This is a genomic window from Tistrella mobilis, from assembly GCF_039634785.1.
Classification (GTDB): domain Bacteria; phylum Pseudomonadota; class Alphaproteobacteria; order Tistrellales; family Tistrellaceae; genus Tistrella; species Tistrella mobilis.
In genome coordinates, this window is record NZ_JBBIAB010000007.1 from 190,920 (window position 1) to 205,615 (window position 14,696).

Below are 14,696 nucleotides of genomic sequence, written 5' to 3' on the forward strand. Positions count from 1 at the left end.
GGACTGCGCGAAAGCTCCACCGGCGACCGCCGGTGCGGCAGCGGGCGGGGCTGGCATCCCGTCCGATGGCCATCACTCTAAACCCTGGATGCATCCGAACCTTGATCCGGATCAAGCCTTCGCAAAACCGTCGGGAAAAAGTGCCGCCAGCGGTGCCGAGGCCTTGAGCGCGACTTCGTCGATCTCGGCCTCGGGGTCCGACAGATGGGTGATGGCACCGCCCGCCCCGACGGTGGCGCCCTGGCCGTCGACCACGGCGGTGCGGATCACCATCGAGAGGCGCAGAGATCCGTCCAGGCCGATGCGTCCGATCGCGCCCGAATAGACCCCGCGCGCCTCGCCCTCCAGCCGGTGGATGATCTCGAGCGTGCGACGTTTCGGCGCACCGGTCATCGACCCGCCCGGAAAGCAGGCCCGCAGCAGCCCCGCCGTCCGGCGCCCCGGCGGCTCGGATGCCAGCCGGGCCGTAACCGTGCTCACCAGTTGATGCACGGTGGCGAAGCTCTCGATCCCGAACAGCACCGGCACCGCCACCCCGTCGGGACGCGCAACCCGGCCCAGATCGTTGCGCATCAGATCGACGATCATCAGGTTTTCGGCGCGTTCCTTCTCGCTCGCCGCCAGACCCGCGGCAAGTTTCGCATCCTCGACGGGATCGGCGGCCCGCCGGACGGTGCCCTTGATCGGCCGGGCGGTCGCGATGCCGGCCACCGGGTCCAGATCGAGGAAAAGCTCGGGCGAGCCCGACAGCACCGCCATGTCGCCGAAGCCCAGCCAGGCCATCAGCGGCGCCCGTGCCGCACGCCGCAGCCGGCGATAGCTCTGCCAGGGATCGATCGCCCCGCGCACCCGGAAGCGGGTGGTCAGGCAGATCTCGAAAGACTGGCCGATGCGGATCAGCCGCTGGGCGGCACGGATGCGGCGGCGATAGGCGGCGCGATCATGGGCTGCCGCCACCGGCAGGGCGGCGGGGGTCATGTCGGGCGGCGGCAGAGGGCCGGCCGATGCCAGACGACCGGCCCAGGCCTCCGCCCAGGCATCGGCCGCAGCGGATGCCCCGGCATCCCCTGCCGGCACCAGCATCACCGCCTCGATCGCATAACGGCCGTCGGCGCCGGCCCGGGCCACCAGCAGCCGGTCGGCCAGGATCAGGCGCAGATCATCCCGGCCGGAGGGGTGGTGGGCCACGCCGGTGGACAGCTCCGCCAGTTCGTAGCCCAGATAGCCGTAAAAGCCGGGACCGGGCAGCCGGCAGCCGGCGCCGTCGGCAAGCGGTGCCAACGGGCCGATCCGGTCGATCGCCGCCCCCAGCAGATCGAAGGCATCGCCGGTCACCTGCCCCAGCCACTGCCCGCCGCCATCCGCGACGGTCATCCGGCGGTCGGCGACGCGATAGGACAGACGCCGTGCCAGCGGGCCCTGGTCGGGGATCAGCACCGGCTGCGCCGCCGGATCGCCATCGGCGGGATCCAGCCAGACCGACCAGCCGCTCAGCCGGCGGACAAGGTCGGCCGCCGCCTCGATATCGACGCCCTCGGCGAGCGGCCGGCGCAGCACCCTCCATCCCTCCGCCCCGGCGTCGGGCAGCAGGCCGGGCGGCCAGGGATCGTCCACCGGCGGCACCGCAAGCCGCTGCTCAGGGGCCGCCGCCGCCACGGTCCCGGGGCCGGCCAGCCGGGCGAAATTCGCCAGCAGTCGCGCGCCATCGGGCGTCAGGATCGATTCCGGATGGAATTGCAGGCCGTAGACCGGCGCCGAGACATGGCCGAGCGCCATCACCGCGCCGTCATCGCCGGCGCGGGCCAGAACCTCGAGCCTGTCGGGCAGCGGTTCGGCGGCGATCAGGGAATGGTAGCGCACGGCTTCGAAAGGCGAGGCCACGCCCTGGAACAGCGGATGGCCCTGATGATGCACGGGGCTGGTCCGGCCATGGCGCGGCTCCCCCGCCTGCACCACCCGCCCGCCCGCCGCGGCTGCGATGCCCTGATGGCCAAGGCAGATGCCGAGCACCGGCAGCCGGACGCCGGGGCTGAGCGCCAGTTGCAGCACCTCGGCCCCCAGCCGGAAATCCGCCGGCGTGTCGGGCCGCCCGGGGCCGGGCGAAATCAGCACGGCATCGAAGCCGTCCGCCGCAAGCTCCGCCCAGCGCGCGGCATCATGCGGCACCACCAGCGGCAGCTGCCCGGTGACCTGCCACCACAGCCGGGCCAGATTGCCGGTGAAGCTGTCATGGTTGTCGATGAGCAAGGCCCGCATCGGTTCCTGCCAGTCCCCCACTGTTCCGTGCTGTCAGCATATAGCCGGAGCGATCGGCCCTGGCGACGGGGAGTTGGCCGATCACGACGCTTGCCTGCCAAATGACCCGTTGGTAAGTTCCCATCCCAAGAGACGATCCCAACGCCGGAGCTGCCCGACCATGCGCGACGTCTATATCATCGGTGCCTTCTCGACCGCCTTCGGCAAGAAGCCCGAGACCGGCTTCAAGGCACTGACCCGCGAGGCCTATACCGGCCTCCTGGCCGATGCCGGGCTGGAGACGGGGGCCGGGATCGAAACCGGCTGGTTCAGCAATTGCGGCATGGGCAGCTGGGGCCAGCGCAATATCCGCGGTCAGGTCTGCTTCACGCCGCTGGTGCGCGACGGCCTGTTCCCCGAGCGGGTGCCCATGGTCAACGTCGAAGGCGGCTGCGCTTCGGCGATGATGGCCCTGTCGGGCGCGTTCAAGGATGTCGCCTCGGGCGAGGTCGAGCTGTCGATGGCGATGGGCGTCGAGAAGACCTTCGTGCCCGGCGATGCCGAACGCACCAAAGAGATCTTCGAGGGCGGCATCGACCAGATGGACCCGGACGAATGGCGGCAGTATTACGCCGCCGCCGGCGAGACCGCCAACAAGCCCTTCGAATACGGCCCCGACCGGACGGTGTTCATGGACACCTATGCCATGCAGGCCTGCTATCACATGGCGAAATGGGGCACGACCCAGCGCCAGATCGCCATCGCCGCCTCGAAGAATCACTGGCATGGCAGCCTGAACCCCAAGGCGCAGTACCGGTTCGAGGTCTCGCCCGACGAGGTGCTGGCCGACCGGCCGGTGAGCTTCCCCCTCACCCGGTCGATGTGCGCCCCCATCGGCGACGGCGCCGCCGGCGTGCTGGTCTGCTCGAAGGATTATCTCGACGGCCAGCCGGCCCATGTCCGCGCGCGCGCGATCCGCATCGCCGGCCTCGCCATGTCGGGCGGCAAGTATCGCGATCTCGACGAGCCGGGCCTGAGTTCGGTGGCGGCAAAGAAGGCCTATGCCCGCGCCGGGCTCAGCCCCGCCGACATCGATCTGGTCGAACTGCACGACGCCACCTCGTTCTGCGAACTCTATCAGCTGGAGATGCTGGGCTTCTGCGAGCCCGGCACCAGCGGCCGCTTCATCGAGGCGGGCGAGACCCGGCTGGGCGGCCGTCTGCCGGTCAATACCTCGGGCGGGCTGGTCTCCAAGGGCCATCCGGTGGGGGCGACCGGCCTGTCGATGGTCTCGGAACTGGCCGCCCAGCTCCGCCACGAGGCGGGCGACCGCCAGGTGGCGGATGCGAAGATCGCCCTCGCCGAGAATGGCGGCGGGGTGGTCGGCTTCGACGAGGCCGCCTGCGCAGTCGCCATCCTGGCCCGCGCCGACGCCTGACCGGTACCACAAGGGCCCGGCGCCACACGATCTTTCGGCGCCACACGGTCTTTCCGGCCGCGCTCGCACGTCCCTGGCAGCAGCGGCTCTCTTGCGGGGCGGCCCCTTATCCCCCGGGGCCGTCCCGCATTTTTCTCTCGCCGTCTGGACGACACCGCACGGGCATGACAGCCTCGGGCACACCCGCCCGGAGGATATGATCATGACCGCCCCCAGCCTCGTCATCCGCCCGGCCAGCGAAGCCGATCTGCCCGCAATCGTCGCCCTGCTCGCCGACGATGTGCTGGGCCGGACCCGCGAGGATCCGCGCCTGCCGCTCGATCCGGCCTATCTCTCGGCCTTCCGGGCGATCGCCGCCGATCCGAACCAGATCCAGCTGGTGGCGGACGCGGCGGGCCAGATCCTCGGCACGCTCCAGCTCACCATCATTCCCGGCCTCTCGCGCAAGGGCCGCATCCGCGGCCAGATCGAGGGCGTGCGCGTCGCCGGCACCGCCCGCGGCCAGGGCCTGGGCGAAACCCTTATCCGCCATGCCATCGGCCTTGCCGCCGATCGCGGCTGCAGCCTGGTTCAGCTGACCACCGACCTCACCCGCAAGGACGCCCACCGCTTCTACGAAAGGCTGGGCTTCACCGGCAGTCATCTGGGGATGAAGCTGGAGATTTGATCACGCCTCAGGCAGATGCAGATATCGTCCTGGCGGTCTGCCGATGCCGATCAAGGACCTCCCCCGGAACCTGCAACGGGATAAGCGGGGCCGGCCTCAGACGGAGCCCTTGCCCACGAATATCGACCGGCAGCTTCCAGCAACTGCCGACGATAATGCCGCCAAGCTGCTCCGCGATCCCAGGCCAGTGGTACACCAGCAATGCCGCCTGCTGATGTGTCCTCAAGTTGCCCCATCCCTTGTCGGGAAAGATTGAGATCAAGCCACTGTCGATGAAGGCAGCCGCTTCATGCGGTTTGCGTGCAATGCTGATGTCTCCCGACACGACAAAGCGCCCGCCAGCGTTGCGCCAGGTTGTTGCCCAGAGAACGTCCGGCGTTGCCGATGCAACGACATCTTTGAGGTGAACGAATTCAAAACCGCTCTGGCCATAGAGTGCCGTCAGGGCGGCGGCCAGCTTCGGCGACAGATTAAAATCGAGCGCCACCTTCATCTCGGTCTGATCAACCTGCATCACGTGGTTGATCGAGGTAGTCCTCGAACGCCACCGCCGTGGTGACGTCCTCAATGTCGATGTCGAACCAACTGGCAACGATATCCGTCCGGCCGTCCTCCGCCCGCCAGAGGTCGCGGATGGTGCCGGTCGGCACCCGCCCCGCGACGATCGGCTGGCCACAGGCGATCACGGGGTCGATCAGAACCTCCGGGAACGCGTCGCGACGAGGATACCAGCGATTGGCAAGCTCGGTTTTCGGGTCGAAGCAGAGGCTGCGGTCGATCTGGCGCTCGATGATCTCCACGATCTCGTACTGCCCCGTGATCAGATCCCAGAGCCGATGATCCCTCTCGGCTTGGGCCGCCGGCCGAAGCGCTTCTTCCACGAACACGTTCCGTCCGTCATGCGTGGTCAGAATGCGGCGGCTCGCGAAAGGTTTCGGCTCCCCGAACAGTCGCCGTGCGGCAATGATGGCACGGCGGATCGCGCGGGCCGACACCTGCCGTGCGCGCAGGTATTCGACGAAGCGGACCTCGATCAGATCAAGGAAACTGAGTTCGCTCGTCCCACCCCCTGATGCGAATTCCCCCATCAGGAGCGGCCCGGCATCGCGTCCCGTATAGCCCTTCAGCCAGGCCGCAATCCGCCGTCGATTGCCCACCTCGATCAGGCGAGCAGCCTCGTTCACCGTGTAAAAGCCGGCGGCCAGTGGCTCATGCTGCGTCATCAGGCCCATCGGTGACGGCGTCCTCCCTCCCATGTCATCACACAACATTTTGTCGCGGCAGAACGTTATGTCGAGATGGTTTCGGAATGACAGCGTCGAATGCCCCTTTGGCGTGTGCTGACCGCTTGATCCCCTTTCAAGAGGATCAAGCGGTCAGCAGGCCCAGGCTGCGGTCACGGCGCCACAAGCCGCATCTCGATCCGCTCCTTGCCCTTGCCGACATTCACCCGCTTGAGCGTGATCGCGCCCACTTCGCCGGTGCGCCGGAGATGGGTGCCGCCGCAGGGGACCCGGGCGACGCCCTCGACCTCCCAATAGCGGCGGCCGGCCGCCTGATCCGAGAAGGCAGAGATGATCGGGAGGTCGGCGGCGACGAGTTCCGCCACATCGGCCAGGAAGGCCGGCAGCAGCGGCGTCACGGGGCTGGGCCAGAGGAAGTCGATCCGCGCCTTGTCTTCGGCGATATGCGCGCCGATCTTGGCCGCCCCCGGCATGTGCCGGTCGGCAAGCTCCAGCACCAGCTCGGCGGCGAAGTGCAGCCGCATCAGCCGGTAGCGGCGGGTCATATCGATCTCGGCCGTGACCGGGGCCCCCGGTTCAAGACCGTGATCGGGGGCGAGGCGGTAGCGGATCCCGGGGCCATCGGCAACCGCTTCGAGCACCTCGTGGCCACCGATCCGACCGCGATCGCTCTCCTGACCGCCCGAGAAGGCGAAAAAGATCGTCCGGTCGAGGCTGATCCAGTCGTCGTCGACCGCCGCAACCCTGCTGTCCAGCCGGTCGAGATAGGGATCTTCCCAGAAAAATCGCACGGTCATCAGACCCCTCCGCTATGGCGATACGACAGGCCGCAACGGCCGGCGACCACTATGCCGCCCGACCATCATGCCGTGCCGGCTTCGGGCGCCTTGACCGGCGCCTCAGCGGCAGCAAGGGCCGCCTCATCGATCCGTCCGTCGGCATCTCTGGCCATGCGGTCGACCAGGGCGCGGGTGTCGGGATCGGTCAGCGTGTCGACGAAGAGCGTGCGCTCGGCCGCAAGCCCCTGTTCCAACGTGCCGTCGAGGGCGGTGCGGACCAGCCGCTTGGCATGGGCAATCCCCAGCCGCGGCAGGGCGGCAAGGTCTGCGGCGAGGGCGACCGCGGCACCGGCGACATTGCCGCCTTCGGGCACCAGCGCCGAGAGCAGCCCCAGCCGATCGGCCTCGGCCGGAGAGACGATGCGGCCGCGGAGCACGAAATCCAGCGCCCGGGCCTCGCCCAGCAGCCGGGTCAGGCGCTGGGTGCCGCCACCGCCCGGCAGCAGCCCGGCGCGCACTTCCGGCAGGCCGAACTTCCACGGCCCGTCGAGCGCCACCCGCAGGTCGCAGGCCAGCGCCAGTTCGAAGCCGCCGCCCATCGCCCAGCCGTTGAGTGCGGCGATCCAGGGCCTGGCGCTCGCCTGGATCCGGTCGAGACAGGCATTGAACGGGGCGGGTTTCACCGGCCGGGAGAGATCGTTGAACCGCCGGCCGGAAGCCGCGACCTTCCCGGCCGTCGCCCCAAGCTCGATCAGGCTGTAATGGCGCACGAACATGCCGGGCACGGCGCCGGTCAACACCACGGCCCGCACGCCCGGATCGGCATCGAGCGCCGTGACCGCACCGGCGAGCGCATCGGCGGCGGCGGCATCCATCAGCCCCTCGGGGCCCGGATCGATGCGCACCAATGCCACGCCCGGTGCCGGGCGGTCGATCTCAATCAGGGGCGTCTCGGGGGTTTCGGCGGCGTCGGCTTCACGGGTCATCGGGCGGGCGTCTCCTGGGGGTCGGCTTTTGATTGAGCCCCCAGCTTACCTCAGGCCGCCGCCGATTTGACCGGCCGGAAGTGCACCGGCAGCGAGGTGATGCCGCGCATGATCAGCGAATCATGCCAGTCGGGCGCGGTGGTGCCGAGGGTGAGGTCGGGTATTCGGCGGGCGATCTCGCGATAGGCGATCTCGGCTTCCAGCCGGGCGAGCGGCGCGCCCAGGCAGAAATGGATACCCTGGCCGAAGGTCAGATGGCGGTTGGGGCTGCGGTCGATGATGAAGTCGTCCGGCGCCTCGAAGACCCGCGGGTCGCGATTGGCGGCGTTCAGCATCGCGAAGACCCGGTCGCCCTCTTTCAGTTCCCGGCCCTCGATCTCGTGCGTCACCCGCACCACCCGGGCGATGCCGCCCGAGGGGCCGTCATAGCGCAGGCATTCCTCCACCGCCGTCGCCAGCAGCCCGGGCGAGGGATCGGCCACCAGCCGCGCCCAGGCACCGGCATGCATCCGCATCGAATAGATGCCGTTGGAGATGAGGTTGGTGGTGGTCTCGTGGCCCGCGAACAGGAACAGCATGGCGGCGGCGATCAACTCATCCTCGGTCAGCCGTTCCTCGGGCGTGCCGGCGGCGATCAGGGCGCTCAACACGTCCTCGCCCGGCCGGCGGCGGCGATCGGCGATCACCTCGCGGAAATAGGACGACATCTCAAGGGCCCCGCGACGGGCGCGCTCGTACTTGTCGGGCACGTCGCGGGCGCTGCCCAGGAACAGCGCCAGATCGTCGGACCAGTCCTTGAACCGGTCCAGCTGGTGGTGCGGCACCCCCAGCATGTCCATGATCACCGTCGCCGGCAGGGGATAGGCGAAATCCCGCACCAGATCCATCCGGCCCCGCGGCAGCAGATCGTCGAGCAGCCGGCCGACGATCCGCTCGACATTGGGCCGCAGCCGCTCCACGGCCCTGGGCGTGAAGGCCTCGTTCATCAGCCGCCGCAGCCTTGTGTGCTCGGGCGGGTCGCGGAACACCATCCACAGGTTCAGATAGCGGATCAGCTCTCCGACCACACTGCGCCGCGCCTCGGGCAGACTGTCATAGAACGGCGTCAGCCGGTCGGGAGACATCCGCCTGTTCAGGGCCACCTTGCGGACATCGGCATAACGGGTGATGACCCAGGCGCGCAGATGCGGGTTCCACTGCACCGGATCCTCGTCCTGCAGGCGACGAAAGGCCGGGAACGGATCATTGCGGATCTGCGGATCGCGGGGGTCGTAGTCGACGGTCATCTTGTCGCGGCCTCGGTCCCGGGTGAGATTGGGGATTGAGCGAACGAATGTTTGGTGGCATTGGTCCGAGGCTATCAGGTCGACCATCACCAAACAATCGTTTGTTAAATGCCGGACCAGCGGCTGCGCGGATCCGCCGGCTTGCCGCCGGGAGCGGGGCTGCCTATACAGGATGGCGGCAATTCAATCGGCGTTTGGTTCGGAGGCGCGGCCGGAGGATGAAGGCGGCTTCAGTGCAGGGGCGAGACACGGGCATGGCGATCGAGACCGAAGGCAGCGAGGCGCAACGCCAGAACAACCGCCGGGACAAGCTGCTGGAAGCGGCCGCCCAGCTGTTTTCGAGCCAGGGCTACGAGGCGACCTCGATGCGCGACATCGCCGGGGCGGTCGGCATGCTGCCCGGTTCGGTCTATTATCACTTTCCGTCGAAAGAGGATCTGTTCGTCGCCGTCCACGACGAAGGCGTGCGCCAGATCACGGACTCGGTCCGCGAGGCGGTCAAGGGTGTGACCGACCCGTGGGAGCGGCTGGAGGCCGCTGCCGCGGGCCATATGGACGCCCTGCTGGCCGATAACGGCTTCGCCTCGGTGGTGACGCCGGAATACTCCACCAAGCTCGGCCAGGCGACCGAACGGCTGATCGCCCAGCGCGATGCCTATGAGCGGATGTTCGCCACCTTCGTCGATGCCCTGCCGCTGCCCGCAGGGGCCGATCGGCGGATGTTCCGGCTGGGCCTGCTCGGCATGCTCAACTGGGCGCGGACCTGGTATCGCCCGGGCCGCAAGACCCCGGCCGAGATCGGTCGCGAGATGGTCAGGCTGCTCAGGCAGGGGCCGATGGGCTGACGGGCACGTCGAGAAAGCGGACCGGCTGCCCGCACGGCGCCCCGATGACCTCGCCCTCCCGCATCACCACCTGTCCGCGCAGTACCGTCGCCACCGGCCAGCCGGTCACCGTCAGCCCGTCATAGGGCGTCCAACCGGCCAGGCTGGCAATGTCGGCATCGGCGATCCGGCGGCGGGCCCCAAGGTCGACCAGCACCAGATCGGCATCGAACCCGACCGCGATCCGGCCCTTGCCGGCGATCCCGAAGATCCGCGCCGGCCCGGCCGCGGCCAGATCGACCAGCCGTTCCAGGCTCAACCGCCCGGCCGCGACATGATCCAGCATCACCGGCAGCAGGGTCTGCACCCCGGTCATGCCGCTGGGAGAGGACGGATAGGGCCTCGCCTTCTCGGCCCGGCTGTGGGGGGCGTGGTCGCTGCCCAGCACGTCGACCACGCCCTCGCGCACGGCACGCCAGAGCGCCTCGCGGTGAGCGGCCTCGCGCACCGGCGGGTTCATCTGGGCCAGACTGCCCAGCCGCTCATAACAATCCGGCGCATCGAGCGTCAGATGGTGGGGCGTGACCTCGACGCTGACCCTGGGCTTGTGCCCGGCCAGAAAGGCCATCTCTTCGGCGGTCGAGACATGCAGCACATGCAGCAGCCGCCCGGCCTCTGCCGCCAGGCCGACGATGCGACGGGTGGCGATCAGCGCGCTTTCGGGGTCGCGCCAGACCGGGTGCAGGCGCACATCACCCGCAGCCTCTGCGATCGCGCGCCGCGCGCGCAGCCGTGCCTCGTCCTCGGCATGCACCGCCATCCGGCGCCGGCCACTGGCCAGGATCCGGCGCAGCACAGCCTCGTCATCGGCGAGCAGGTCGCCGAAGGAACTGCCCATGAACACCTTCACCCCGGCACAGCCCGGCAACAGCTCCAGCCGGGCCAGATCTCCGGCATTGGCGGCGGCACCGCCGATATAGAAGGCGTGATCGCACCAGGCATCGCGGGCCGCGATCGCAAGCTTGGCCTCCAGATCCGCCGCGGTGAGCGTGGGCGGACTGGTATTCGGCATCTCGAAGACGGTGGTCACCCCGCCCAGCACGGCGCCGCGGGTGCCGGCGCCGATCGTCTCCTTGTGGGTGAGCCCCGGTTCGCGGAAATGCACCTGGCTGTCGATCACCCCCGGCAGCACATGCAGGCCCGCCGCCTCGACCACCGTCGCCGCTGCGCAGGCCTGGCCCAGGTCGCCGATGGCCACGATCCGGCCGCCCCGGCAGGCGATATCGGCCCGCATGCGCCCGCCGGGGGTGACGACCACGCCTCCCCGCACCAGAAGATCGGCCGCCCCCGTCACGCCGGCACCGCCGCGGGCATCAGCTCCCGCAGAAGCGCGTCCTGCGCCGCCGCCCCGGTCGCCAGATCCGACGCCCGGCCGTGTTCCGCCAGCAGCGCCATGGCCCCGGCCAGCGGCAGCCGTCCCGGATCCTCGCCGTCGCGGGCGGTGATCGCGACCTGCCCGGCCGCCATTTCGGCATCGCCCACCACCAGCAGGAAGGGGATGCGCTGCAGGCGTTGATCACGGATCCGCCAGCCCAGGCGCTGGTTGCGCAGATCCGCCTCGGCCCGGATCCCGGCACCGGCCAGGGCCTGCGCTACGCCCCTCGCATAGGCGGCGTGGCGATCCGACACCGGCAGCACCACCGCCTGCACCGGGGCGAGCCAGACCGGCAGACGGCCGGCATGATGTTCGACCAGAATGCCGATGAACCTTTCCAGCGAGCCGAACAGCGCCCGGTGCAGCATGACCGGACGGCGCCGGACGCCGTCTGTGTCGACATAGTCGATGTCGAAACGTTCCGGCAGGTTCATGTCGACCTGCAGCGTGCCGCATTGCCAGTCGCGGCCGATCGCATCATGCAGCACGAATTCAAGCTTCGGCCCGTAAAACGCCCCCTCCCCCGGATTGGTCCGCCAGCCAAGGCCCAGACCTTCGAGGGCGCGCGCGAGCGCACCTTCCAGCAGATCCCAGTCGGCATCCGATCCCATCCGGCTCTCGGGCCGGGTCGACAGCTTGATGGTGACGTCCTCGAAGCCAAAGGCACGGTAGACGTCGAGCACCAGGGCGATGACGGCACGGCATTCGTCATCGACCTGCGCCGGGGTGCAATAGATATGGGCATCGTCCTGAGTGAAGTGGCGCACCCGCATCAGCCCGTGCAGCGCGCCCGACGGCTCGTAGCGATGCACCTTGCCGAACTCGCCCATGCGCAGCGGCAGGTCGCGATGGCTCTTCAGGGCGTGGCGATAGAGCAGCACACTGCCGGGACAGTTCATCGGTTTCAGCGCAAAGGCGCGGCCGTCGCCGGTTTCGGTGGTGTACATATGCCGGCGATAGTTCTGCCAGTGACCCGACGTCTCCCAGAGGCCGCGGTCCATGACATCGGGCGTGTTGACCTCGACATAGCCGGCGGCCGCCTGACGGCGACGCATGAAGGCCAGCAGCTCCCGAAACAGCACCCAGCCGCGGGGATGCCAGAACACCGCCCCCGGCGCTTCGTCCTGGAAATGGTAGAGGTCGAGGTCCCGGCCGAGCCGGCGGTGATCGCGCGCCTCGGCCTCGGCAAGGCGGGAGAGATGGGCGTCGAGCGCCGCGCGGTCCGCCCAGGCGGTGCCGTAGATCCGCTGAAGCTGCGGATTGCGGGCATCGCCGCGCCAGTAGGCGCCCGAGATCCGGGTCAGCCGGAAGGCTTTCAGGAAGCGGGTGTTCGGGACATGCGGGCCGCGGCACATGTCGACATAGTCGTCGTGAAAATAGAGGCCGAGCGCAGCCTCGTCGGGCATGTCCGCGATCAGCCTGAGCTTGTAGTCCTCGCCGCGGGCCGTGAAGATCCGGATCGCCTCGTCCCGCGGCAGCACGCGTTTCACCACCGGGCGCTCGCGGGCGATCAGCTCCGCCATGCGCGCCTCGATCGCCGCCAGATCCTCGGGCGTGAAGCTCCGTTCCGCGGCGATGTCGTAATAGAACCCGTCCTCGATCACCGGCCCGATCACCATCCGCGCCGTCGGATGAAGCTGCTTGACCGCCTGTCCCAGCAGATGGGCGCAGGAATGGCGGATGATCTCCACCCCTTCGGGATCGGCGGGGGTGATGATCCTGACCGCCGCATCATGCCCGATCAGATCCGAGGCATCGACCAGGCGGCCGTCGATCGTGCCGGCAAGGGTTCTCTGGGCCAGGCCCGGACCGATGGCGGCGGCCAGCTCCATCACCGTGACCGGGTGCGGAAAACTGCGGCGTGCGCCGTCGGGCAGGGTGACGGTGATGGGCGTGGTCTGGGTCATCGGGTCTCAGAACTCGTTCTGGATAATCTTGTAGCCGCGGACCAGCGCGTTGTTGGTGCGCGCCACGTCCTCGGAGAACTCGCTGGCATCGGCGGAGACCCGCGGCAGCCGGGCAAGATCTGTCGCAGGACCGATGCGTTGGGTGGAGGTGACGTAGAAGCCCGCCGGCAGATGGCAGCCATCGACCACGGCGTTGTGCCGGACCACGCAGCGATCCTCGACCGTGCAGTTGAACAGCACGCTGTTGAAGCCGATGAACACCCCATTGCCCACCCGGCAGGGGCCGTGGACGATGGCCCGGTGGGCGATCGACGTCCGCTCGCCGATGGTGACCGCGGCGCCGGATTTGGAGTGGATCACCACCCCGTCCTGGATGTTGGAATGCGCGCCGATCACGATCGGCTCGATATGGCCGTCGGCATCCATTTCGTCGGCACGAATCACGGCATAGGGGCCGATGAAGACATCCGCCTCGACGATCACCAGCCCGCACAGGATGGCCGTCGGGTCGACGAAGGCATCGGGGTGGACACGCGGCAGATCGCCGCGCGGGTTCCTGCGGATCACGCGTGCATCATCCTCAAAGACTGGCCGGGTGGTCGGGCCACCCCGGAAACGGGTTGTCGAGCGCGGTCCAGGCGGCAGGCCCCGCCGCCATCTCGGCATCGGTCAGCAGGCAGGCATCGAAACCGGCGCGCAGACGTGCCTCGTCCATCGCAATGCCGATCAGCACCAGCTCCTGACGGGCATCACCGGTTTGCGGATCCCAGCTCTTCAGGATGGTCTCGACATGGGCGGGATCCTCGGGCCAGTCCTCGGGCGGCAGGGCGGCCCACCAATGGCCGGCGACGCCATGGCGGGCCACGGCGCCCGCCTGCGACCATGTTCCCGCAAGCACCGGATGGCTCGCCAGCCAGAAGAAGCCCTTGGAGCGGACGACACCCGGCCATTCGCGGCCGATCCAGGCGAAGAACCGCCCCGGATGGAAGGGCCGCCGGGCGCGATAGACGAAGCTGCCGATGCCGTAGGCCTCGGTCTCCGGGACATGCGTGCCGCGCAGTTCGCGCAGCCAGCCCGGCGCCTCGGCCGCGGCGGCGAAATCGAACAGGCCGGTGGCCAGCACCCGGTCGAGCGGCACCCGGCCGAAGGCCGCGATCTCGATTCGCGCGCGGGGGTTCAGACTGCGCAGGATGCCGGTCAGCCGGCCCAGATCCGCCGGCGTGATCAGATCGGTCTTGTTGAGCACGATCACGTCGCAGAACTCGACCTGCTCGATCAGCAGATCGACCACCTTGCGGCGGTCCTCGGGACCCATGGATTCGCCCCGATCCTGAAGATCATCGCGTGAAGCGTAGTCGCGGAGGAAGTTGCAGGCATCGACCACGGTCACCATGGTATCGAGCCGGGCGAGATCGCCCAGGCTGCGGCCCTCTTCATCGGCGAAGGTGAAAGTTTCCGCCACCGGCATGGGTTCCGAGATGCCGGTGGATTCGATCACCAGCTGATCGAACCGTCCCGCCCGCGCCAGCCGCCCGACCTCGATCAGCAGATCCTCGCGCAGTGTGCAGCAGATGCAGCCATTGCTCATCTCCACCAGCTTTGCATCGGTGCGCGTCAGCCCGGCGGCACCGGCACGGACCAGGGCCGCATCGATGTTCACCTCGGACATGTCGTTGACGATCACCGCCACCCGCCGCCCCTCGCGATTGCCGAGGATATGGTTGAGCAGCGTGGTCTTGCCGGCGCCGAGAAAGCCCGAGAGCACGGTGACCGGCAGGCGTGTGTCCGTGGGGGGATGGGAGACTGACGGGGTGGGCATGGAACTGGTCCCTGTATCGGAAGACCAATTATGTTATGTTATACTATAACATTTTAAAACCCTGTTTCTGCCCGCA

13 protein-coding genes are annotated in these 14,696 nt (G+C 68.7%); 3 read left to right on the plus strand and 10 right to left on the minus strand.

Features of this window, described 5'->3' with window-relative positions:
- Positions 1-111: 111 nt before the first annotated feature.
- Positions 112-2,256 (minus strand): chorismate-binding protein, encoded by a 2,145-nt coding sequence (locus tag WI697_RS12410; RefSeq protein WP_345958668.1) that lies wholly within the window; start codon positions 2,254-2,256, stop codon positions 112-114.
- A gap of 160 nt (positions 2,257-2,416) precedes the next feature.
- Here WI697_RS12410 and WI697_RS12415 point away from each other — a divergent pair, with 160 nt between their 5' ends.
- Positions 2,417-3,673 carry a thiolase family protein gene (locus tag WI697_RS12415; RefSeq protein WP_062768798.1) on the plus strand — a complete coding sequence of 419 codons (1,257 nt, stop codon included), beginning with the start codon at positions 2,417-2,419 and terminating at the stop codon, positions 3,671-3,673.
- A 202-nt stretch (positions 3,674-3,875) separates the two neighbouring features.
- The gene (locus WI697_RS12420; protein WP_345958669.1) at positions 3,876-4,340 is read left to right on the plus strand and encodes a GNAT family N-acetyltransferase; all 465 of its coding nucleotides are present in this window, start codon (positions 3,876-3,878) and stop codon (positions 4,338-4,340) included.
- Positions 4,341-4,347: 7 nt separating this feature from the next.
- Here WI697_RS12420 and WI697_RS12425 read toward each other — a convergent pair whose 3' ends face one another.
- The 5 genes from WI697_RS12425 to WI697_RS12445 form a co-directional block, all read right to left on the minus strand.
- The gene (locus tag WI697_RS12425) at positions 4,348-4,854 is read right to left on the minus strand and encodes a PIN-like domain-containing protein (RefSeq protein WP_345958670.1); all 507 of its coding nucleotides are present in this window, start codon (positions 4,852-4,854) and stop codon (positions 4,348-4,350) included.
- Complete coding sequence (locus WI697_RS12430) at positions 4,844-5,572, minus strand: DUF433 domain-containing protein (protein ID WP_345958671.1); 729 nt, start codon at positions 5,570-5,572, stop codon at positions 4,844-4,846. The genes WI697_RS12425 and WI697_RS12430 overlap by 11 nt, the downstream gene beginning before the upstream one ends.
- A 164-nt stretch (positions 5,573-5,736) precedes the next feature.
- Positions 5,737-6,381 carry an alanyl-tRNA editing protein gene (locus tag WI697_RS12435; protein ID WP_345958672.1) on the minus strand — a complete coding sequence of 215 codons (645 nt, stop codon included), beginning with the start codon at positions 6,379-6,381 and terminating at the stop codon, positions 5,737-5,739.
- A 65-nt stretch (positions 6,382-6,446) separates the two neighbouring features.
- Positions 6,447-7,349 carry an enoyl-CoA hydratase/isomerase family protein gene (locus WI697_RS12440; RefSeq protein WP_345958673.1) on the minus strand — a complete coding sequence of 301 codons (903 nt, stop codon included), beginning with the start codon at positions 7,347-7,349 and terminating at the stop codon, positions 6,447-6,449.
- Between the two features lie 50 nt (positions 7,350-7,399).
- Positions 7,400-8,635 (minus strand): cytochrome P450, encoded by a 1,236-nt coding sequence (locus WI697_RS12445; protein ID WP_345958674.1) that lies wholly within the window; start codon positions 8,633-8,635, stop codon positions 7,400-7,402.
- Between the two features lie 254 nt (positions 8,636-8,889).
- On the opposite strand from WI697_RS12445, the gene WI697_RS12450 reads away from it, so the two are divergent.
- A complete protein-coding gene (locus WI697_RS12450; RefSeq protein ID WP_062768809.1) occupies positions 8,890-9,480 on the plus strand; it encodes a TetR/AcrR family transcriptional regulator in 591 nt (196 codons plus the stop codon).
- On the opposite strand, the gene WI697_RS12455 is transcribed toward WI697_RS12450, so the two are convergent.
- From WI697_RS12455 to zigA, 4 genes are read right to left on the minus strand one after another with little or no spacing between them, the layout of a single operon-like run.
- Positions 9,458-10,813 carry a dihydroorotase gene (locus WI697_RS12455; RefSeq protein WP_345958675.1) on the minus strand — a complete coding sequence of 452 codons (1,356 nt, stop codon included), beginning with the start codon at positions 10,811-10,813 and terminating at the stop codon, positions 9,458-9,460. The genes WI697_RS12450 and WI697_RS12455 overlap by 23 nt on opposite strands.
- The gene (gene thrS / locus WI697_RS12460) at positions 10,810-12,801 is read right to left on the minus strand and encodes a threonine--tRNA ligase (RefSeq protein ID WP_345958676.1); all 1,992 of its coding nucleotides are present in this window, start codon (positions 12,799-12,801) and stop codon (positions 10,810-10,812) included. The genes WI697_RS12455 and thrS overlap by 4 nt, the downstream gene beginning before the upstream one ends.
- Positions 12,802-12,807: 6 nt before the next feature.
- A complete protein-coding gene (locus WI697_RS12465) occupies positions 12,808-13,368 on the minus strand; it encodes a gamma carbonic anhydrase family protein (protein ID WP_062768818.1) in 561 nt (186 codons plus the stop codon).
- A gap of 13 nt (positions 13,369-13,381) precedes the next feature.
- Positions 13,382-14,620 (minus strand): zinc metallochaperone GTPase ZigA, encoded by a 1,239-nt coding sequence (zigA, locus tag WI697_RS12470; protein ID WP_345958677.1) that lies wholly within the window; start codon positions 14,618-14,620, stop codon positions 13,382-13,384.
- Positions 14,621-14,696 lie beyond the last annotated feature (76 nt).

Excerpts from the sequence above, each read along its gene's own strand:
- WI697_RS12410 (WP_345958668.1), bottom strand. The coding sequence starts at position 2,256 with ATGCGGGCCTTGCTCATCGACAACCATGACAGCTTCACCGGCAATCTG.
- WI697_RS12415 (WP_062768798.1), top strand. The coding sequence starts at position 2,417 with ATGCGCGACGTCTATATCATCGGTGCCTTCTCGACCGCCTTCGGCAAG.
- WI697_RS12420 (WP_345958669.1), top strand. The coding sequence starts at position 3,876 with ATGACCGCCCCCAGCCTCGTCATCCGCCCGGCCAGCGAAGCCGATCTG.
- WI697_RS12425 (WP_345958670.1), bottom strand. The coding sequence starts at position 4,854 with ATGCAGGTTGATCAGACCGAGATGAAGGTGGCGCTCGATTTTAATCTG.
- WI697_RS12430 (WP_345958671.1), bottom strand. The coding sequence starts at position 5,572 with ATGGGCCTGATGACGCAGCATGAGCCACTGGCCGCCGGCTTTTACACG.
- WI697_RS12435 (WP_345958672.1), bottom strand. The coding sequence starts at position 6,381 with ATGACCGTGCGATTTTTCTGGGAAGATCCCTATCTCGACCGGCTGGAC.
- WI697_RS12440 (WP_345958673.1), bottom strand. The coding sequence starts at position 7,349 with ATGACCCGTGAAGCCGACGCCGCCGAAACCCCCGAGACGCCCCTGATT.
- WI697_RS12445 (WP_345958674.1), bottom strand. The coding sequence starts at position 8,635 with ATGACCGTCGACTACGACCCCCGCGATCCGCAGATCCGCAATGATCCG.
- WI697_RS12450 (WP_062768809.1), top strand. The coding sequence starts at position 8,890 with ATGGCGATCGAGACCGAAGGCAGCGAGGCGCAACGCCAGAACAACCGC.
- thrS (WP_345958676.1), bottom strand. The coding sequence starts at position 12,801 with ATGACCCAGACCACGCCCATCACCGTCACCCTGCCCGACGGCGCACGC.
- zigA (WP_345958677.1), bottom strand. The coding sequence starts at position 14,620 with ATGCCCACCCCGTCAGTCTCCCATCCCCCCACGGACACACGCCTGCCG.